We start from the raw sequence: 19671 nt of genomic DNA, 5'->3' as shown, positions 1-19671 counted from the left end.
CGGCGAAGACGGGGGAGGACTCGTAGAGGTCGACGCCCATGCGGGCCCACTGTGAGCCCTGGCCGGGGAAGACGAAGACGGTCTTGCCGAGGTGGGTGCCGGCGGTGGTCTCGACGACGTTCGGCGACGCCTCACCCGCCGCCAGAGCCTCCAACGCGGCCTGGAAGTCGGCGCGTTCCCGGCCGATCAGCACGGCCCGCTGGTCGAACTGGGCGCGGGTGGTGGCCAGGGAGTGGCCGACCTCGGCGGGCGTGGCCTCCGGCCGCTGGGCCAGGTGGTCCAGCAGGCGGCGGGCCTGCGCGGCCAGCGCCTCACCCGACTTCGCCGAGAGCAGCCACGGCAGCGAACCGTCCGTCACGATCTCCGGCCCGGCGGCCTCCGGCTCCTCGGCGGCCGCCGGCCGCTCCTCGGCCGGCGCCTCCTCCAGCACGACGTGCGCGTTGGTGCCGCTCACGCCGAACGAGGAGACCGCGGCCCGCTTCGGGTGATCGGTCTCCGGCCAGGGCCGGGCCTCGGTCAGCAGCTCAACGGCCCCCGCCGACCAGTCCACATGGGGCGTGGGCTCGTCCACGTGCAGGGTCTTGGGCAGCACGCCGTTGCGCATCGCCATGACCATCTTGATGACGCCACCGACACCCGCCGCCGCCTGGCTGTGGCCGATGTTCGACTTGAACGAGCCGAGCCACAGCGGCTGTTCGGCCGAGTGCTCCCTGCCATAGGTGGCGAGCAGCGCCTGCGCCTCGATCGGGTCGCCCAGCGTGGTGCCGGTGCCGTGCGCCTCGACCGCGTCGACCTCGCTGCCGGGGATCCGCGCGCTGGCCAGCGCCTGCCGGATCACCCGCTCCTGCGAGGGGCCGTTGGGGGCGGTCAGGCCGTTGGACGCGCCGTCCTGGTTGATCGCGGAGCCGCGCACCACGGCGAGCACCGGGTGCCCGTTCCGCCGGGCGTCGGAGAGGCGTTCCACCAGCAGCAGGCCGACACCCTCCGCCCAGGAGGTGCCGTCCGCGGCCTCGGCGAACGCCTTGCACCGGCCGTCGGTGGACAGGCCGCGCTGCCGGCTGAACTCGACGAACATGCCGGGGGTGGCCATCACGCTGACGCCGCCCGCCAGGGCGAGTTCGCACTCGCCGTTGCGCAGCGCCTGCGCGGCCATGTGCAGGGCGACCAGCGAGGAGGAACAGGCCGTGTCGACGGTGACCGCCGGGCCCTCCAGTCCCAGGGTGTACGCGACGCGGCCGGAGGCGACGCTGGCGGTGTTGCCCGTCAGCAGATAACCGTCGTACCCGTCCGCGCCCTCGTGCAGGTGCGGGCCGTACTCCTGGGTCATCGCGCCGACGAACACGCCGGTCTGACTACCGTGCAGCGACGCCGGGTTGATGCCGGCCCGCTCGATGGCCTCCCACGCGGTCTCCAGCAGCAGCCGCTGCTGGGGGTCCATCGCGGCGGCCTCGCGCGGGCTGATCCCGAAGAAGCCGGGGTCGAACTCGGCGGCCTCGTAGAGGAAACCGCCGCGCGTGACATAGGACTTGCCGGGCCGGTCCGGGTCCGGGTCGAAGACGCCCTCGATGTCCCAGCCCCGGTCCGCGGGGAACTCCGAGATCGCGTCCACGCCCTCGTCCACCAGGCGCCACAGCGCCTCGGGGCTGTCCACCGAGCCCGGGAAGCGGCAGCCGATGCCGACGATGGCGATCGGCTCGTTCGCGTCCAGGGCCCGGGCCGGGGTCCGGGCGGCGTCCGACTCACCGGCGTCGCCGAGGAGTTCGGCCAGCAGGAAGCGGGCCACGGCGGCCGGGGTCGGGTAGTTGAACAGCAGCGTCGTCGGCAGCTTCAGGCCGGTCGCCGCGTTCAGGCGGTTGCGCAGCTCGACCGAGGCGAACGAGTCGAACCCGAAGTCCTTGAACGACCGGTCGGCGTCGATGGTCTCCGAGGTGACATGCCCGGTGATGACCGCGACCTCGCCACGGATCCGGTCCAGCAGCACCTGCTCCTGCTGCGGCCGGGGCAGGCCCGCCAGCCGGGAGACGAGCGGCGAGGCGGGGGCGGCGGTCTCACCGGGCGCGTCGTCGTCCTCCCGCACCGCGGCGACGGGCGCGGACGCGGTGGCGGTGGCGCCTTCGGCGGGGAGGTCCACCCAGTGGCGCGCGCGCTGGAACGCGTACGTCGGCAGCGCCACCCGGGCGGTGCCCGGCGAGGTGAACCGAGCCCAGTCGAACGGGCGGTGCGCGTGCACGGCGGCCAGCGAGGTCAGCACGCGGTGCCAGCCGCCCTCGTCGCGGCGCAGCGTGCCGGTGACCCGGGCGTCGGCCTCGGGCGCGTGGTCGTCGATGGTCTCCTGGAGGCCGTAGGTCAGCACCGGGTGGGCACTGATCTCGACGAACAGCGTGTGCCCGTCGTCCAGCAGGGCCCGGGTCGCGGCCTCGAACTCCACGGTGTTGCGCAGGTTCTGGTACCAGTACTCGGCGTCCAGGGTGTCGCTGTCGTAGCCGCCGACGGTGGAGCGGAACGCGATCTCCGGCCGCCGGGGCGCGACCGGCGCCAGCACCTCCAGCAGCCGTTCGCGGATGGCTTCGACGTGCGGGCCGTGGGAGGCGTAGTCGACGGGGATCTTCCGCGCGCGGATGTCGTTGCTCTCGCAGTGCGCGAACAGTTCGTCCAGCGCCTCTGTGTCGCCGGAGACGACGGTGCTGCCGGGGCCGTTGGCGGCGGCGACGGCGACGCGACCGTCCCAGCGTGCGATCAGCTCGCCCGCCGCGTCGTGCGGCAGCGGCAGGGACATCATGCCGCCCTGCCCGGCGATGGCGGACAGGGACTGGGCGCGGAGGGTGACGACGCGGGCGGCGTCGTCCAGGCTGAGGGCGCCGGCGATGTGGGCGGCGGCGATCTCGCCCTGGGAGTGGCCGATCACGGCGTCCGGCCGGACCCCGAAGGACTCCCACAGCCGGGCCAGCGACACCATCACCGCGAACAGCGCGGGCTGCACCACGTCCACCCGGTCGAAGCCGGGCGCGCCGTCGGCCTCCCGCAGCACCTGAAGCAGGTCCCAGTCCGTGTAGCGGGCCAGGGCCTCGGCGCAGGCGGTCAGGGATTGCGCGAACACCGGGGAGGACTCCAGCAGTTCGACGCCCATCCGCGCCCACTGCGACCCCTGCCCGGGGAAGACGAACACCGTCCGGCCCGGCTTCCTGGCGGCGACGCCCTGCGCCACGGCGGGCGACGGGTCACCGGCGGCCAGCGCCTCCACGGCCGCCTCGAAGTCGGCCCGCTCGCGCCCGATGACCACCGCCCGGTGGTCGAACGCGGTCCGCGTGGTGGCCAGCGCCCGGCCGACCTCGGCGGGCGTGAGGGTGGAGTGCGCTGCCAGGTGGTCCAGCAGTTGCCGCGCCTGCGCGCGCACCGCCTCCTCGGACTTGCCGGACAGCGGCCAGCCCAGAGTGCCGTCGGTGGTGACGGCGGGCTCGCCGGCCGGCGACCCCTGTTCGCCGGCGGCCGGGGCGGGACTCTCGGTGAGGACGACATGGCAGTTCGTGCCGCCCATGCCGAACGAACTCGTGCCCGCGATCAGGGGCTTGTCCGCCCGGGGCCAGTCCGTGTGCGAGTCTTGAACGCGCAGGCGCAATCCGTCGAGGTCGATCGCCGGATTCGGCGTTTCGAAGTTGAGGTTCGCCGGGAGTTCCCGGTGCCAGATGCTGAGCGCCGTCTTGAGCAGTCCGACAATTCCCGCCGCGGCTTCCAGATGGCCGACGTTCGTCTTCGCCGAACCGACCCGCAGCGGGGAATCCGCGGGCCGGTGCGAGCCGAGAGCGGCGCCCAGCGCGCCGGCCTCGATCGGGTCGCCGACCTTGGTTCCCGTGCCGTGCATCTCGACGTATTGCACATCGGCCGGATCGATTCCGGCCCGCTCGTAGGCGCGGCGAATGACCTCTTCCTGCGCGCGCCCGTTGGGCACGGTCAGCGCCTCCGAGGCACCGTCGTTGTTCACCGCGCTGCCGCGGATCACGCAATACACCCGGTCGCCGTCCGCGAGGGCCCGGGACAGCGGCTTCAGGACGACCAGTCCACCGCCCTCACCGCGGACATAGCCATTCGCGCGCGCGTCGAACGTCCGGCACTGGCCATCGGGCGACAGCCCGCCGAACTTGGCCGAGCCGATGGTGCTTTCCGGGATGAGGTTCAGATTCACCCCGCCCGCGAGCGCCACCGAGCATTCCCCGCGCCGCAGGCTTTCCGCCGCCAGGTGCACCGAGACGAGGGCGGAGGACTGCGCGGCGTCGACGGCCAGGCTGGGACCGTGCAGGCCGAGCGTGTAGGACAGCCGGTTGGCGATGATGCTGCGGTGCAGACCCGTCACCGTGTGGCGGGTTATGCGCTCGGTTCCGTGCTTGTAGAGCCGGATCGCGTAATCGTCCCAAATGGCCCCGACGAAAACGCCGGTACGCGTTCCCCGGAGCGTCTCGGGAACGATTCCGGCGTCCTCCAGGGATTCCCAGCCAAGTTCCAGGACGAGGCGCTGCTGGGGATCCATCATCGCCGCCTCGCGCGGCGAAATTCCAAAGAAATCGGCGTCGAAGCCGGCCACATCGTCAAGAAAGCCGCCCCACCGGGAATTGAGCTTCCCGGGGGCGGTGATGTCCGCATCGAAAAGCGCGGCCGCGTCCCACCGGCCCGCCGGCACCTCGGTGATGCCGCTCCGGCCCTCGCTCAGCAACTGCCAGAACGCGGAAGGGGACTTGGCCTTCGGGAGTCGACAAGACATCCCAATGATCGCAATGGGATCGTCCTGGACCGAATGTGCGGTCACATCATTGGTCGTGCTTGCCGCCACGCCGTACCCCGCCCCTCAATGTGGGAAAAATAGGCTTCGCGGCAAGCATCCGAGTCGCGTCTTACGCTCGCCTTGGCGGCCTCTAAAGTCGCTCTTATGTGCGTACCTATGAGTAGTAGTGGTCCGTGTGGCCACTTCGGTAGGGGGACGCACTGGCCGGGTAGGGGTGTGGCGTACATTACATCGCGACGAGCGGCGGGGCGGCGTCCGCTTCAATAACCCGGGGTAAACACGGAGGACCACGGAGGTCCGTTCGCGCCCGTCCGGCGCCCCGGGCGGCCCCCCGCCGGGGTGCTGCTTCGCTGACATGGCCCGATGCGCGTCGTATACGACTCCCGAGTGCGTCCGGCGTGGCGCCGCGGGCGTTCGCTTATAGACCATGCGTTGCGGACGTCAAGCCCCTACGCACTCCTACTGCCTCCACAAACTTGCGCGTTGGCGGGCCCCCGGGGGGTGAGGCGCATGCGCGCTCGCACAGTCTTGGTTACGGTGGGCAGCGGTTCAGTCGCTATGGCCGATATATCGGACAAAGGGGGAAGACTGATGAGATACGAAATACTCGGCCCACTCCGCCTGGCCGGCGGGGAAGGCACGTCATACATCGGGGCGCGCAAGGTCGAAACGCTGCTGGCCGCACTGCTCATTCGATCCGACCAGGTCGTCGCGGGCGGTCGTCTCAAGGAGGAGATCTGGGGCGGCTCGCCGCCCAAGCGGGCATCGGCCGCGATGCATGTCTATGTGTCGCAGCTCCGCAAGATTCTCGCCGCCGCCCGGGGCACCGACGGCGGCCCCATCGTCACCCGGCCACCCGGCTACATGATCCAGCTCGGTCCCGACGACGAGCTGGACGTGCACGCCTTCGAGGCGCGCGTGCGGCAGGGCCGGACCCACATCCAGGACGGCCGTCATGAGGCGGCGTGCGTCTCGTTGAAGTCCGCCCTGGCCATGTGGCGCGGACCCGCCCTCGTCGGAGTGTCCGGCGGGCCCATGATCGGCGCGTTCGTGGCCTATCTGGAGGATGCCCGCGTCGAGTGCTTCGAGATGCTCATGGACGCCCAACTGACCATGGGGCGCCACCGTGAGCTCGTGGGCCAGCTCCAGGCACTCATCACCGAGTATCCGCTCAGCGAGGTCTTCTACCGGCAGCTCATGCTCGCGCTCTACCGCTCCGAGCGGCAGGCAGAGGCGCTGAAGGTCTACGAGAGCGCCCGTCGCGTGCTGCACGACGAGCTGGGCCTGGAGCCCGGCCAGCCGCTGCGCGACCTCCAGCGGTCCATCCTGCTGGCCGACCCCCGCCTCGAACCGCAGTCCGCCGGCCCGGCGACCGCGCTCGACGGGTTCGGCCGGGACCTGGACGCCGTCGGAGCGCCTGGGGCCTGAGGGAGGGGCGCCGCTAGCATGGTGTGGCCGGCGCGTATCTCGTCCCGAGAACGCGACCCATTGACCAGGGAGAGCTGCATCGTGTTGCGCACCATGTTCAAGTCGAAGATCCACCGCGCCACGGTGACCCAGGCCGACCTCCACTACGTCGGCTCGGTCACCGTGGACGCGGCGTTGATGGAGGCCGCCGATCTGTTGCCCGGCGAGCAGGTCCAGATCGTCGACATCGACAACGGCAACCGCCTGGAGACCTACGTCATCGAGGGTGAACGGGGCTCCGGCGTCATCGGGATCAACGGCGCGGCGGCCCGTCTCGTCGAGCCCGGCCACCTGGTCATCCTGATCAGCTACGCACAGGTCGACGACGCCGAGGCGCGCACCATGCGGCCGGCCGTCGTGCACGTGGACGGCGCCAACCGCATCGTGGCGCTCGGCGCCGACCCGTCCGAGCCGGTCCCCGGCGGCGACACCGAGCGCAGCCCGCTGGCCGTGGCCCGCGGCTGAGCCGCACCTCCGCCCACGCGAAGGGGCCCGGCGTCCGCCACCGCGGACACCGGGCCCCTTCGTTCACGTGTCGTCTTCGTTCACGTGTCGTCGCCGCTAGCCGGCGCTCATCTCCGCGCTCACGTGGTCGAAGACCTCCTGGGCCTCCGTGTCGAGCCGCGGCCCGGCCAGCCATGTGCTCTCCAGCGGGCCGATGGAGTTGACCGAGATCAGCTCGCTCTCCCCGGCCTCGTTCGTCCGCAGCCACGGACCGCCGGACGCGCCGCCCGTCATGGTGCAGCCCGCCCAGTACAGCACCGGCATCTCCGCGTCGATCGACAGCCGTCGCGGGTCGTCGACGCACCGGTACATCAGCGCGCCGTCGTACGGGTCGGCGGCCGGGAAGCCGTACAGCGTGACCTCGCCGAGGCCGGACACCGCCGGGGCGTCGAAGTTGATGTCGAGGGCGGTGCCGACCGTCTCCTCCAGGGACAGCCCGTCCGGGTCCTCGGGCTCGACCGACATGATCGCGAAGTCGCCGTGCGCGCCCTCACCGCCGGTCGCGGTGCCGGTGTTGATCCAGTAGTCGGTGGTGGACACGTAGTTCGCCCAGTACACCCCGTACGGCGCGACCTCCTCGTAGGGCGCCGTGGCGACCTCCTGCGCGCTCAGCCCGTTGTTGTTGTAGGCCGGCACGAAGCTCAGGTTCCGGTACCAGCCGCCGCCGGCACCCGCGTGCACGCAGTGGCCCGCGGTGGCCACCAGGTTGGACCGGCCGGGGGCGTTCGGGTCCTTCACGACGGTGCCCGAGCAGACCATCGGGCCCTCCGGGCTGTCGAAGAACACCTTGCCGATCGGGGCGCCGTTCTCGGTGTACGGCGTGTCCACCGCGACGGCGTCCACCGGAGCCGGCTCGGGGTCGGTCACGCCCCGGTCGGCCAGCGGGTCGTCGGCCACCGGAGGATTCTCGTCCTCCTCGATCTGGCCGTCGTCGATGGACTGGTCGGGGTCCTCCGCCTCCCCCATGCGCTCCTGGTCCCACAGGCCCTCGATGATCGGGTTGATGAACTCCCCGACCTCGCGCAGCCAGGTGTCGCTGTCCCAGTCGGCCCAGCCGCCCTCCATCCAGGCGTCCACGTCGACCTCGAACGGCAGGTTGTTCAGGAGCTCCTGGAGCCGGTCGTCGCCCGCGCTCCCCTCCTCGCTCGGGCCGGGCGACGCGTCGCCGCCCGCCTCCTCCTCGCCGGTGCAGGCGGTGGCGGTGAGCGCCAGGGCGGCGGCCATGGCCGTGACCGCCACGGCGACGCGGCGGCGAGGTCGTCGCCTGCGTATCGATGACATGGGTGCATTCCCCCTGAGGTCCTGAAGGTCTTGCTGGTCCGCACTCGGGTGACCGAAAGGTGGTTCCCCACTATGCCGGTGCCCATGGGGACGGCGGCAGGCGGGTCCCCGGTTCCGCCTGGTCCGGGGGCACGCCGGGGGCGCGCGCAAAGGATCTTGCGCCAGGCCGTGATCCGGGGCGCGCTGCGTCGTTACTACGGATGGAGGAACGCCCAGTCCCCGCCGAAGAGTTGACGAAGGAGGAGGCGCCGCCGGTTCGGCCCGTGCCGAGCACACGCGCCGCACACGGATGAACGCACGCACCGGTCCCGAACGGATCCCCTTCGCCGACCGCGAGCCCATCCCCGCCCGGCACCCCCGCTCCCCGGAGGTGCCCGGCCCCCGGCGGCTGCCCGCCGACGGCCCGCCCGCCCCCGCCGATCCGCTGGAGCACCCCGACCCGGGCCGCGCCGCGGACGCCGCCGCCGCCGAGGCGCTGCTGCGCTGCTGGGTGCGCGAGACGGACCTGGCCCGGCCCGCGGACGGCGTCCTGCGGGTGCCGCTGCCCGCCTCGGGCGGCGGGCTGTGCGTCCCCGTGCGGTACTGGTCGCCCACCGGCTGGCACCGGTTCGGCACCGCCGCGCTCGACGGCGCCGCGCCGGGCGCGCCCCCCGTCGACGCCCCCACGCTCGCCGCCCTCCTGGCCCGCGAATCGGTCACCGGCGACGGCGACGGCCGGTACGCCGCGGAGGCCATCGCCCTGGTCGGGCGGGTGGCCGACTCCGCGCGCCGCACCGCCGCGTTCCTCGCCGCCCGGCGCGCGGACCCGGGCCCGGCCGAGCACGGCGACCCGTTCCTCGACGCCGAGCAGTCGATCCTGCTCGGCCACCCGCTGCACCCCACGCCCAAGAGCCGTGAAGGGCTCACCGGCGCCGAGGCCGCGCGCTGCTCGCCCGAGCTGCGCGGCGCGCTGCGGCTGCACTGGATCGCCGTGGACCGGGCCGTCCTCGCCACCGACTCCGCGTGGCGCGAGCGCGACGAGACGGTGCCCGCCGAGGCGCTGCTCGCGCGGCTCGCCGACCCGGGCCCGGCCCGGCCGCCGGGCACCGTCCCGCTGCCGCTCCACCCCTGGCAGGCCCGCGACATCACCCACCGCCCGGGCGTGGCCGCCCTGTTCGAGGCCGAGCTCCTGCACGACCTGGGTGAGCAGGGCGACCTCTGGTATCCGACGTCCTCGGTGCGCACCGTGCACCGGCCCGGCGCCGCCGCCATGCTGAAGCTCTCCCTCGGCCTGCGCATCACCAACTCCCGCCGCGAGCACCTGCGCAAGGAACTGCACCGCGGCGTCGAGGTGCACCGCCTCCTCGACGCCGGGCTGGCCCGGGAGTGGCGCGCGGCCTGCCCCGCCGGGACCGGCTTCGACATCGTCCGCGACCCCGCCTGGCTCGCGGTCGACGACGCCCGGGGGCGGCCCGTTCCCGGCCTGGACGTCCTGCTGCGGCAGAGCCCGTTCGGCCCGCGCGACGACGCCCTGTGTCTGGCCGCCCTCACCGGGCCCCGGCCCTGGCCCGGCCGGCCCGGGCCCGAGCTGCGCTCGCGGCTGGCCGATATCGTCGGCGCCCTCGCCGCCCGCACCGGATACGGCACCGCGGCGGTCTCCGTCGAATGGCTCCTGCGGTATCTGCGCACCGTCATCCGGCCGCTGCTGTGGCTCGACGCGCACGCGGGCATCGCCCTGGAAGCCCACCAGCAGAACACGATCGTGGTGCTGGACGCCGACGGCTGGCCCACCGGCGGCCGGTTCCGGGACAACCAGGGCTACTACTTCCGCGCCTCGCACCGCGACGCTCTGCACCGGCGGCTGCCGGGCATCGGCGAGCTCTCCGACACGTTCGTCACCGACGAGGTCACCGACGAGCGGTTCGCCTACTACCTCGCGATCAACAACGTCCTCGGCCTCATCGGCGCGTTCGGCGCCCAGCGGCTCGCCGAGGAGCGACCGCTGCTGGCCGCGTTCCGCCGCTTCCTCACCGAGGAGGCCCGCGCCGCGGCCGACGGCCCGGTCTCCCCGCTGATCGCGCTTCTGCTGGAGGCCAAGACCCTGCGCTCCAAGGCCAATCTGCTGACCCGGCTGCATGGCCTCGACGAGCTCGTCGGCCCGGTCGACGGCCAGTCGGTCTACGTCACGATCGCCAACCCGCTCCTCGCCGTCTGACCCCGTTCGAAGGAGACACCGTGTCCGCATCCGGCACCGACACCCGCGGCGACGACGCGGAGGACACCGCGGACCTCCAGCTTTCCCCAGACCTCACCGACGCCCCCGCCGCCTACGTCCAGGACCTCGCCGCCCCCGGCGGCGACCTGCTGGACACCGTCGCCGACTGGGGCCCGGTCACCACGGGGGCGGGCGTCTTCCGGCTCGTGCCGGTGGTGGCCGACCGCGATCTCTCGCTCATCACCACCTGGATGAACGACCCCGTGGTCGACGCCTTCTGGCTGCTGGCCGGCCCCGCCGAACGGACCGCCGCCCACCTCGCCCGGCAGCTCGACGGCGATGGCCGTTCCGTGCCCTGCCTCGGCGTGCTGGACGGCCTGGCCATGAGCTACTGGGAGATCTACCGCGCCGACCTCGACCCGCTCGCCCGGCACTACCCCTCCCGGCTCCACGACACGGGCGTCCACCTCCTCATCGGCAGCGCCGAGGACCGCGGTCGCGGCATCGGCGCCGCGCTGCTGCGCGGCGTCGCCGACCTCGTGCTGCGCTGGCGCCCGCGCTGCCAGCGCGTCGTCGCCGAGCCGGACGTGCGCAACGCCCCGTCCATCGCCGCGTTCCGGGCCGCCGGCTTCCGCAAGACCGGCGAGGCCGACCTCCCCGGCAAGCGCGCCGCCCTCATGGTCCGGGACCGCTGACCCGCCCTCCCGCACCCGATCGTCCCCGCACCCGACTGAACCGAGGAGACGCGATGCCCGCACCGACCGCGGAAGCCCGCTGGAACCGCGCCGCCCGCCGGCTGCTCGCCAAGATGCTCGCCGAGTACGCGTACGAGGGCGTCATCACCCCCCGGGCCGACGGCTCACCCGCCGACGGCTATCACCTGCCCGTCGCCCACGACCTCACCTACCGCTTCCGGGCCCGCCGCGGCGCCTACGGACACTGGCGCATAGACCCCCGGTCCATCACCCCGAGCGGGGACCCCCTGGAGTTCATCGCCCGCGCCCATGACACGCTCCTCGGCCTGTCCGGCGACACCACCGGCCACCTCATCCGCGAGCTGACCGCCACGCTCGCCGCCGACGTGACGCTGGACGCCGACGTGCTCACCGCCGCCGAGGCCGCCGACCTCGACCACGCCGAGCTGGAGGGCCGGCAGACCGGCCACCCCTGGCTCGTCGCCAACAAGGGCCGCCTCGGGTTCTCCGCCACCGACACCGCCCGCTGGGCGCCCGAGGCCCGCACCCCGCGCCCGCTGCCCTGGCTCGCCGTCCACCGTGACCTCGGCCGCTACCGGGGCATACCCGGCCTCGCCACCCCCGAGCGGCTCTACGCCGACGAGCTGACCGCGCCCACGCGCGCCACCTTCGCCCGCACCGTCGCCGAGCAGGACCGGGACCCCGCCGACTACCTCTGGCTGCCCGTGCACCCCTGGCAGTGGGACGAGACCATAGCCCCGCTGTTCGCCCCCCAGCTCGCCGCCCGCGCGCTGATCCCGCTGCCGACCGACGGCGACCTCCGGCTGCCGCAGCAGTCGGTGCGCACCTTCCTCAACATCACCAGACCGCACGCCCGCAGCGTCAAGCTGCCGCTGTCCATCCTCAACACCCTGGTCTGGCGCGGCCTCCCCACCGAACGCACCCTCGCCGCTCCCGCCGTCACCGCCTGGATGCACGGCGTCCGCGACGCCGACCCGTTCCTCGCCGAGGACACCCGCGTCATCCTGCTCGGCGAAACGGCCTCCGTCACCGTCGAACACCCCCTCTACGACCGGCTGCCCACCGTTCCCTACCAGTACCGGGAGCTGCTCGGCTGCATCTGGCGGGAGCCCATCGGCCCCTGTCTGGAGCCGGCCGAACGGGCCCGCACCCTCGCCGCGCTCCTCTACACCGACGCCGACGGTCGCTCCCTCACCGCCGAGCTCGTCCGCCGCTCCGGGCTCACCCCGCGCCACTGGCTGCGCCGCCTGTTCGCCGCGCTGCTGCCCCCGCTGCTGCACTTCCTCTACCGGTACGGCACCGTCTTCTCCCCGCACGGCGAGAACGCGCTCGTCGTCTTCGACGAACGGGACGTGCCCGTGCGGCTCGCCGTGAAGGACTTCGTCGACGACGTCAACCTCAGCGCCGAGCCGCTGCCCGAGTTCGACGCTGTCCCGCCCCAGGTGCGCGAGGTGCTCCTGACCGAACCGCCCGCGTTCCTCACCCAGTTCATCCACTCCGGGCTGTTCGTCGGCGTCTTCCGCTACCTCGCGCCCCTGTGCGAGGAGCAACTCGGCCTCCCCGAGGACGATTTCTGGTCACTCGTCCGAGCGGAAATCGTCAACTACCAGCAGCGATTCCCCGAGCTGAAGAGCCGTTACGAGACCTTCGACCTGCTCACGCCCCGCATCGAACGGCTCTGCCTCAACCGCAACCGGCTCCACCTCGACGGCTACCGGGACCGATCCCAGCGCCCGCACGCGGCCGTTCACGGCACCGTGACGAACCCGCTGCACTCCCTCTGACGACCGCCCCCGACGGTCGCGGACGTCTCCCGCTGTCACTGCCGCCGCGTAAGGTGACTCCCCTATGAGTGCCACATCCGGAGAGCACACCCTCACCGATCTCCTGCACGCGGCGGTCGCGGCCGTCGGCGGTACCGAGCGGCCCGGTCAGGTCGCCATGGCCCAGGCCGTCGCCGAGGCCCTGGAGAGCGGCAGCCACCTACTGGTCCAGGCGGGCACCGGCACCGGCAAGTCGCTCGGCTATCTGGTGCCCGCCATCGCACAGGGCGAGCGCGTGATCGTCGCCACGGCGACGCTCGCCCTCCAGCGCCAGCTCGTGGAGCGGGACCTGCCGCGCACGGTCGAGGCCCTGCACCCCGTGCTGCGCCGCCGCCCCGAGTTCGCCACCCTCAAGGGCCGGTCGAACTACCTGTGTCTGCACCGGCTGCACGAGGGCGTCCCGCAGGACGACGAGGAAGGGCTCTTCGATCCCTTCGAGGCCGCCGCCGCGGCCCCCGGCGGGCCGTCCAGCAAGCTCGGCAAGGACCTGCTGCGGCTGCGGGACTGGGCCGACGAGACGGAGACCGGCGACCGGGACGACCTCACCCCCGGCGTGTCCGACCGGGCCTGGTCCCAGGTGTCGGTGTCCTCCCGCGAGTGCCTGGGCGCCGCCAAGTGCGCCTACGGCGCCGAGTGTTTCGCCGAGGCCGCCCGGGAGCGCGCGAAGCTCGCCGAGATCATCGTGACCAACCACGCGCTGCTGGCCATCGACGCCATCGAGGGCGCCCCGGTGCTCCCCGGCCACGACGTGCTCGTCGTCGACGAGGCCCACGAGCTGGTCTCCCGGGTCACCGGCGTGGCCACCGGCGAGCTGACGCCCGGCGGGGTCAACCGCGCGGTCCGGCGTGCCGCCAAGCTTATCGACGAGAAGATCGCGGACCAGTTGCAGACCGCGGCCGAGACGTTCGAGCGACTGATGGAGCTGGCCCTGCCCGGCCGGGTGGAGACCATCCCCGAGGACCTCGGCTACGCCCTCGCCGCCCTCCGGGACGCGGCGCGAGCCGTGATCACCGCCCTGGGAAACACCCGGGACTCCTCCCTCTCCGACGAGGACGCCGTGCGCAAGCAGGCGCTGGCCTCGATCGAGACGGTGCAGGAGGTGTCCGAGCGGATCGTGCAGGGCTCCGAGTACGACGTGGTCTGGTACGAGCGGCACGACCGGTACGGCGCGTCGCTGCGCGTCGCCCCGCTGTCCGTCTCGGGGCTGCTGCGAGACAAGCTGTTCGGGGACCGGTCGGTCGTGCTCACCTCCGCCACCCTGAAGCTCGGCGGCGACTTCAACGGCGTCGGCGCCTCGCTGGGGCTGGCCCGGGAGGGCGAGCACGGTGAGGCGCACCCCGAGTGGAAGGGCCTGGACGTCGGCTCCCCGTTCGACTACCGCAAGCAGGGCATCCTCTATGTCGCCCAGCACCTCTCGCCGCCCGGACGGGAGGGCAGCCGCTCCGACATGCTCGACGAGCTGGCCGAGCTGGTGGAGGCGGCGGGCGGCCGGACGCTGGGCCTGTTCTCCTCGATGCGCGGGGCCCAGGCGGCGGCCGAGGAGCTGCGCGGTCGGCTGGACCTGCCCATCCTGCTCCAGGGCGAGGAAACCCTGGGCGAGCTGATCCGGACCTTCGCCGACGACGCGCGGACCTGTCTGTTCGGCACGCTGTCGCTCTGGCAGGGCGTCGATGTCCCGGGGCCGAACTGCCAGTTGGTGGTGATGGACCGGATTCCGTTCCCCAGGCCGGACGATCCGCTGGTCAGCGCCCGCCAGAAAGCTGTCGAGGAGGCCGGAGGGAACGGCTTCATGGCGGTCGCCGCGACGCACGCGGCGCTGCTGATGGCGCAGGGCGCGGGGCGGCTGGTGCGGGCTACGGGCGACCGCGGCGTGGTGGCCGTTCTGGATCCGCGGCTGGCGAAGGCCCGCTATGGCAGCTTCCTCCGCGCCTCGATGCCGGACTTCTGGTACACGACCGACCGGAATCAGGTGCGGCGCTCGCTCGCGGCGATCGACGCGGCAGCGCGGGCCGCCGCCGCGTCGTGAGGGAGGACGCGGAGCTGGACGCGCCGCGCGCGGAGTCAGATGCGCCGCATGACGGCGACGACCTTGCCGAGGATCGTCGCCTCGTCGCCGGCGATGGGCTGGTAGGCGGCGTTGTGCGGGAGCAGCCAGACCTGGCCGTCCTCCCGCTTGAAGCGCTTCACGGTGGCCTCGCCGTCGAGCATGGCGGCGACGATGTCGCCGTTCTCCGCGACGGGCTGGCGGCGCACGGTCACCCAGTCGCCATCGCAAATCGCGGCCTCGATCATCGAGTCCCCGACGACCTTGAGCACGAAGAGCTCGCCGTCGCCGACGAGCTGCCGGGGGAGGGGGAAGACATCCTCGACGGACTCCTCGGCCAGGATCGGGCCACCGGCGGCGATCCGGCCGACCAGCGGCACATAGGAGGCGGCCGGCTTGCCCGCGGTGTCCGTGGCCTGCGGCGCGGACGTCTCGGCGCCGCGCACCTCATAGGCCCGGGGCCGGTGCGGGTCGCGGCGCAGGAAGCCCTTCCGCTCCAGGGCCATGAGCTGATGCGCCACCGAGGACGTACTCGACAGGCCGACCGCCTGGCCGATCTCCCGCATGGAGGGCGGGTACCCCCGGCGCTGGACGGAGTCGCGGATGACTTCGATGACCCGGCGCTGCCGGTCCGTGAGGCCGGAGCTGTCGGCCCGGATCCCGGGAGGTCGCCCAGGCAGCGAGCGGCTGGGCGGCGCCGCGGGCGTGCCCATCCGGTCCTGGCGGCGCTCAGCGGCGGTGATGGCGTCGTCTGCTGCGGTGGTCATGTCGGCCCCTTCTCAGGTGGTACTCCCTAGTCAGACAACGGTAGTTGCTATCGAAAGGTTGCGCCAAACACACGTTCGAGTGAAATATCCTAGATCACCAGACTTGATCAAGGAAGCAGGTGTATGGCGCGGTGCCGGGACGTGGGGCCGACCGCTGACGGTAACCGCCTGTGCGGTAGCCTCCCATACGGTCGCCCTCTCCTCCCACCCGGCCCCCCGGTTGTCGCGCCGCGACACGCTCGCCGATGATGTTGACAGTGGGGTGGCGGCGAATCCCTAGATCTAGTGGTCCAGGCTCTGGTGACTCCCCACAAATTGTGTCCCGAGTCATCATCGGCGGTGAAAATCGCCTATGCTGGAAGCGCCTCGACGCCTCCGCCCAGGGCGGGTTCGCCGAGGCCATGGCGCCGTGCCCTTGTGTCCGGCGCCGATACGCTGCGTCACCGTTGCCGGGGAAGGGAGAGAAGCGATGCACTGCCCCTTCTGCCGGCACCCCGACAGCCGTGTCGTCGACAGCCGCACCGCGGACGACGGCACCATGATCCGCCGCCGGCGCCAGTGCCCGGCCTGCTCCCGCCGGTTCACCACCGTGGAGACCGCCTCGCTGATGGTGATCAAGCGCAGCGGCGTCACCGAGCCGTTCAGCCGCGACAAGGTGATCGCCGGCGTGCGCAAGGCGTGCCAGGGCCGCCCGGTCACCGAGGACGCCCTGGCCCAGTTGGGCCAGCGCGTGGAGGAGGCGGTCCGCGCGACGGGCAGCGCCGAGCTGTCCACGCACGACGTCGGCCTCGCCATACTCGGGCCGCTCCGCGAGCTGGACCTGGTGGCCTATCTGCGGTTCGCCTCGGTCTACCGGGCCTTCGACTCGCTGGAGGACTTCGAGGCCGCCATCGCCGAGCTGCGCGAGGGGTTCCCCGGCGCGCCGGAGCTGGCGCGACCACCTTCCGGGCCGACCGGTGACCCCGTTGCCGGGGGCCGGCCGGCCACCGGCGGCTGAGCGCTGCCGGGTGGCCGGCGGCAGCCGGAGCCGACATCAGATCTGACCGGGGCGCATCGCCGCGTTCCGGCCGCAAGAACAGAATCCGTGATCCAGGACGAACTGGGTCACACCAGGGCGTGAGCCCGTACAGGGAGGCGGAATGACTGAGACGACGAGCGGCCCGGCACGTGGCTCCCGCGCCAAGGGCGGCAAGGGGAGCAAGGGCCTGCGGATCGAGCGCATCCACACCACCCCCGGCGTGCATCCGTACGACGAGGTGAACTGGGAGCGCCGTGACGTCGTCATGACCAACTGGCGCGACGGCTCGATCAATTTCGAGCAGCGAGGCGTCGAGTTCCCCGACTTCTGGTCGGTGAACGCGGTCAACATCGTCACGAGCAAGTATTTCCGCGGTGCCGTCGGCACCCCGCAACGGGAGACCGGCCTCAAGCAGTTGATCGACCGTGTGGTGAAGACGTACCGCGCGGCCGGCGAGGAGTTCGGGTACTTCGCGTCGCCCGAGGACGCCGAGATCTTCGAGTACGAGCTGGCGTACGCCCTGCTGCACCAGATCTTCAGCTTCAACTCGCCCGTGTGGTTCAACGTCGGGACCGCGCAGCCCCAGCAGGTCAGCGCCTGTTTCATCCTCTCGGTCGACGACTCCATGGAGTCGATCCTCGACTGGTACAAGGAGGAGGGGATGATCTTCAAGGGCGGCTCCGGCGCCGGGCTGAACCTGTCCCGCATCCGTTCCTCCAAGGAACTGCTGTCCTCCGGGGGCAACGCCTCGGGCCCGGTCTCGTTCATGCGCGGCGCGGACGCCTCGGCCGGCACCATCAAGTCGGGCGGCGCCACCCGCCGCGCGGCCAAGATGGTCGTGCTGGACGTGGACCACCCGGACGTCGAGGCGTTCATCGAGACGAAGGTGAAGGAAGAGGAGAAGATCCGCGCCCTGCGCGACGCGGGCTTCGACATGGATCTGGGCGGCGACGACATCACGTCGGTCCAGTACCAGAACGCGAACAACTCGGTGCGGGTCACCGACGAGTTCATGCGGGCGGTGGAGTCGGGCTCGAAGTTCGGGCTGCGGGCGCGCACCACGGGCGAGATCATCGAAGAGGTGGACGCCGCCGCGCTGTTCCGGAAGATGGCGGAGGCCGCGCACGCCTGCGCCGACCCGGGCATCCAGTACGACGACGTCATCAACCACTGGCACACCTCGCCGGAGTCCGGCCGGATCTCCGCGTCGAACCCGTGCAGCGAGTACATGCACCTGGACAACTCCTCGTGCAACCTCGCCTCGCTGAACCTGATGAAGTTCCTCAGCGACGACGACCAGGGGAACCAGTCCTTCGACGTCACCCGCTTCACCAAGGTCGTCGAGCTGGTCATCACGGCGATGGACATCTCCATCTGCTTCGCCGACTTCCCCACCCGGAAGATCGGCGAGACCACGAGGGCCTTCCGCCAGTTGGGCATCGGCTACGCCAACCTGGGCGCACTGCTGATGGCGACCGGCCACGCCTACGACTCCGACGGCGGGCGCGCGCTGGCCGGCGCGATCACCTCGCTGATGACCGGCACCTCGTACCGCCGCTCGGCCGAACTGGCCGCGGTGGTCGGCCCCTACGACGGCTACGCGCGCAACGCGGACGCGCACAACCGCGTGATGCGGCAGCACTCCGACGCCAACGCCGAGGCCAAGCGCATGGACGACCTGGACACCCCGGTCTGGGCGGCGGCCACCGAGGCGTGGCAGGACGTGCTCCGCCTCGGCAAGAAGAACGGTTTCCGCAACGCTCAGGCGTCCGTGCTGGCCCCGACCGGCACCATCGGCCTGATGATGGACTGCGACACCACCGGCATCGAACCGGACCTCGCCCTGGTGAAGTTCAAGAAGCTGGTCGGCGGCGGCTCGATGCAGATCGTGAACAACACCGTGCCCAAGGCCCTGAAGCGACTGGGGTACCAGGCGGAGCAGGTCGAGGCGATCGTCGCGCACATCGCCGAGCACGGGAACGTGATCGACGCCCCCGGCCTCAAGAAGGAGCACTACGAGGTCTTCGACTGCGCCATGGGCGAGCGGTCGATCGCCCCGATGGGCCATGTGCGGATGATGGCCGCGGCGCAGCCGTTCCTCAGCGGCGCCATCTCCAAGACGGTCAACATGCCCAGCACCAGCACCGCCGACGACGTGGCGGAGATCTACCTCCAGGGCTGGAAGCTCGGCGTGAAGGCCCTCGCGGTCTACGTGGAGAACAGCAAGGTGGGGCAGCCGCTGTCCGCCAAGAAGAAGGAGGAGACGGAGAAGGACAAGGAGCGGGGGCAGGCGGCCGAGCCGGAGAAGGTCGTCGAGTACCGCCCGGTGCGCAAGCGGCTGCCGAAGGGGCGGCCCGGCATCACCACGTCGTTCACCGTGGGTGGCGCCGAGGGCTACATGACGGCGAACTCCTACCCGGATGACGGCCTGGGCGAGGTCTTCCTCAAGATGTCCAAGCAGGGCTCGACCCTGGCGGGCATGATGGACGCCTTCTCCATCGCGGTCTCGGTGGGCCTCCAGTACGGCGTGCCGCTGGAGACGTACGTCTCGAAGTTCACCAACATGCGCTTCGAGCCGGCCGGCATGACGGACGACCAGGACGTGCGGATGGCGCAGTCCATCGTGGACTACATCTTCCGCCGGCTGGCGCTGGACTTCCTGCCGTTCGAGACGCGGTCCGCGCTGGGCATCCACACGGCGGCCGAGCGCCAGCGGCACCTGGAGACCGGCTCCTACGAGCCCACCGACGACGAGCTCGACGTCGAGGGCCTGTCCCAGTCGGCGCCGCGCCACTTCGCGGCACCGCGGCCGAGCGCCCCGGTGCCGGAGAAGGAGGCGCCCGCCGCCGAGCCGGAGCCCCCGGCGGCCGAGGAGCGCCCCGCTCCCGAGGAGGCGCACAGCTCGACGGAGCTGCTGGAGATGCAGCTCGGCCTGAACGCGGACGCGCCGCTGTGCCTGTCCTGCGGCACGAAGATGCGCCGCGCGGGCAGTTGCTACCTCTGCGAGGGCTGCGGCTCCACGAGCGGTTGCAGTTGAGAAGAGGCGCCCCTCCGGGGGTAACCGCCTGAACGGGTGGGGGAGT

General features: G+C 72.0%; 11 protein-coding genes. 8 read left to right on the top strand and 3 right to left on the bottom strand.

The window, feature by feature from the left end; genetic code table 11:
* The coding region (locus tag RM590_RS29340; RefSeq protein ID WP_311707774.1) for a type I polyketide synthase at positions 1-4753 on the bottom strand (4753 nt) is incomplete at its 3' end.
* 612 nt (positions 4754-5365) lie between these two features.
* Here RM590_RS29340 and RM590_RS29335 point away from each other — a divergent pair.
* Both RM590_RS29335 and panD read left to right on the top strand, forming a co-directional pair.
* Positions 5366-6202 (top strand): AfsR/SARP family transcriptional regulator, encoded by an 837-nt coding sequence (locus RM590_RS29335; RefSeq protein WP_311707773.1) that lies wholly within the window; start codon positions 5366-5368, stop codon positions 6200-6202.
* 81 nt (positions 6203-6283) lie between these two features.
* Complete coding sequence (gene panD, locus RM590_RS29330; RefSeq protein ID WP_311707772.1) at positions 6284-6706, top strand: aspartate 1-decarboxylase; 423 nt, start codon at positions 6284-6286, stop codon at positions 6704-6706.
* A 96-nt stretch (positions 6707-6802) separates the two neighbouring features.
* On the opposite strand, the gene RM590_RS29325 is transcribed toward panD, so the two are convergent.
* Positions 6803-8026, bottom strand: coding sequence for a trypsin-like serine peptidase (locus RM590_RS29325; RefSeq protein ID WP_311707771.1), 1224 nt, complete (start codon positions 8024-8026; stop codon positions 6803-6805).
* 289 nt (positions 8027-8315) lie between these two features.
* Between RM590_RS29325 and RM590_RS29320 the strand changes: the two genes are divergently transcribed.
* From RM590_RS29320 to RM590_RS29305, 4 genes are all read left to right on the top strand, one after another.
* Positions 8316-10220 (top strand): IucA/IucC family protein, encoded by a 1905-nt coding sequence (locus RM590_RS29320; protein ID WP_311707770.1) that lies wholly within the window; start codon positions 8316-8318, stop codon positions 10218-10220.
* Positions 10217-10915: a GNAT family N-acetyltransferase gene (locus RM590_RS29315; protein ID WP_394814000.1), complete on the top strand. Its 699-nt coding sequence runs from the start codon at positions 10217-10219 to the stop codon at positions 10913-10915. Before RM590_RS29320 ends, RM590_RS29315 begins: the two co-directional genes overlap by 4 nt.
* Before the next feature lie 53 nt (positions 10916-10968).
* Positions 10969-12720: an IucA/IucC family protein gene (locus RM590_RS29310; RefSeq protein WP_311707768.1), complete on the top strand. Its 1752-nt coding sequence runs from the start codon at positions 10969-10971 to the stop codon at positions 12718-12720.
* Positions 12721-12784: 64 nt separating this feature from the next.
* On the top strand, positions 12785-14785 hold the full coding sequence (locus tag RM590_RS29305; protein ID WP_311707767.1) for an ATP-dependent DNA helicase: 2001 nt from the start codon (positions 12785-12787) through the stop codon (positions 14783-14785).
* 35 nt (positions 14786-14820) lie between these two features.
* Here RM590_RS29305 and lexA read toward each other — a convergent pair whose 3' ends face one another.
* Positions 14821-15570 (bottom strand): transcriptional repressor LexA, encoded by a 750-nt coding sequence (gene lexA, locus RM590_RS29300; RefSeq protein WP_311707766.1) that lies wholly within the window; start codon positions 15568-15570, stop codon positions 14821-14823.
* Positions 15571-16039: 469 nt separating this feature from the next.
* Between lexA and nrdR the strand changes: the two genes are divergently transcribed.
* Positions 16040-16567, top strand: a complete 528-nt coding sequence (gene nrdR, locus RM590_RS29295; protein ID WP_394813998.1) for a transcriptional regulator NrdR — start codon at positions 16040-16042, stop codon at positions 16565-16567.
* Between the two features lie 142 nt (positions 16568-16709).
* The gene (locus RM590_RS29290; RefSeq protein ID WP_311707765.1) at positions 16710-19625 is read left to right on the top strand and encodes a vitamin B12-dependent ribonucleotide reductase; all 2916 of its coding nucleotides are present in this window, start codon (positions 16710-16712) and stop codon (positions 19623-19625) included.
* The last annotated feature ends 46 nt before the right edge of the window (positions 19626-19671 follow it).

The organism is Streptomyces litchfieldiae, from assembly GCF_031845365.1.
GTDB classification, from domain to species: Bacteria; Actinomycetota; Actinomycetes; order Streptomycetales; family Streptomycetaceae; genus Streptomyces; species Streptomyces litchfieldiae.
The sequence above is the reverse complement of the archived record's forward strand: the minus strand, read 5'-3'. Positions and strand labels throughout refer to the sequence as shown.

Bases quoted from the DNA above. Each gene is read 5' to 3' on its own strand.
- RM590_RS29335 (WP_311707773.1), top strand. From the start codon at position 5,366: ATGAGATACGAAATACTCGGCCCACTCCGCCTGGCCGGCGGGGAAGGC.
- RM590_RS29325 (WP_311707771.1), bottom strand. From the start codon at position 8,026: ATGTCATCGATACGCAGGCGACGACCTCGCCGCCGCGTCGCCGTGGCG.
- RM590_RS29320 (WP_311707770.1), top strand. From the start codon at position 8,316: ATGAACGCACGCACCGGTCCCGAACGGATCCCCTTCGCCGACCGCGAG.
- RM590_RS29310 (WP_311707768.1), top strand. From the start codon at position 10,969: ATGCCCGCACCGACCGCGGAAGCCCGCTGGAACCGCGCCGCCCGCCGG.
- RM590_RS29305 (WP_311707767.1), top strand. From the start codon at position 12,785: ATGAGTGCCACATCCGGAGAGCACACCCTCACCGATCTCCTGCACGCG.
- lexA (WP_311707766.1), bottom strand. From the start codon at position 15,570: ATGACCACCGCAGCAGACGACGCCATCACCGCCGCTGAGCGCCGCCAG.
- nrdR (WP_394813998.1), top strand. From the start codon at position 16,040: ATGCACTGCCCCTTCTGCCGGCACCCCGACAGCCGTGTCGTCGACAGC.
- RM590_RS29290 (WP_311707765.1), top strand. From the start codon at position 16,710: ATGACTGAGACGACGAGCGGCCCGGCACGTGGCTCCCGCGCCAAGGGC.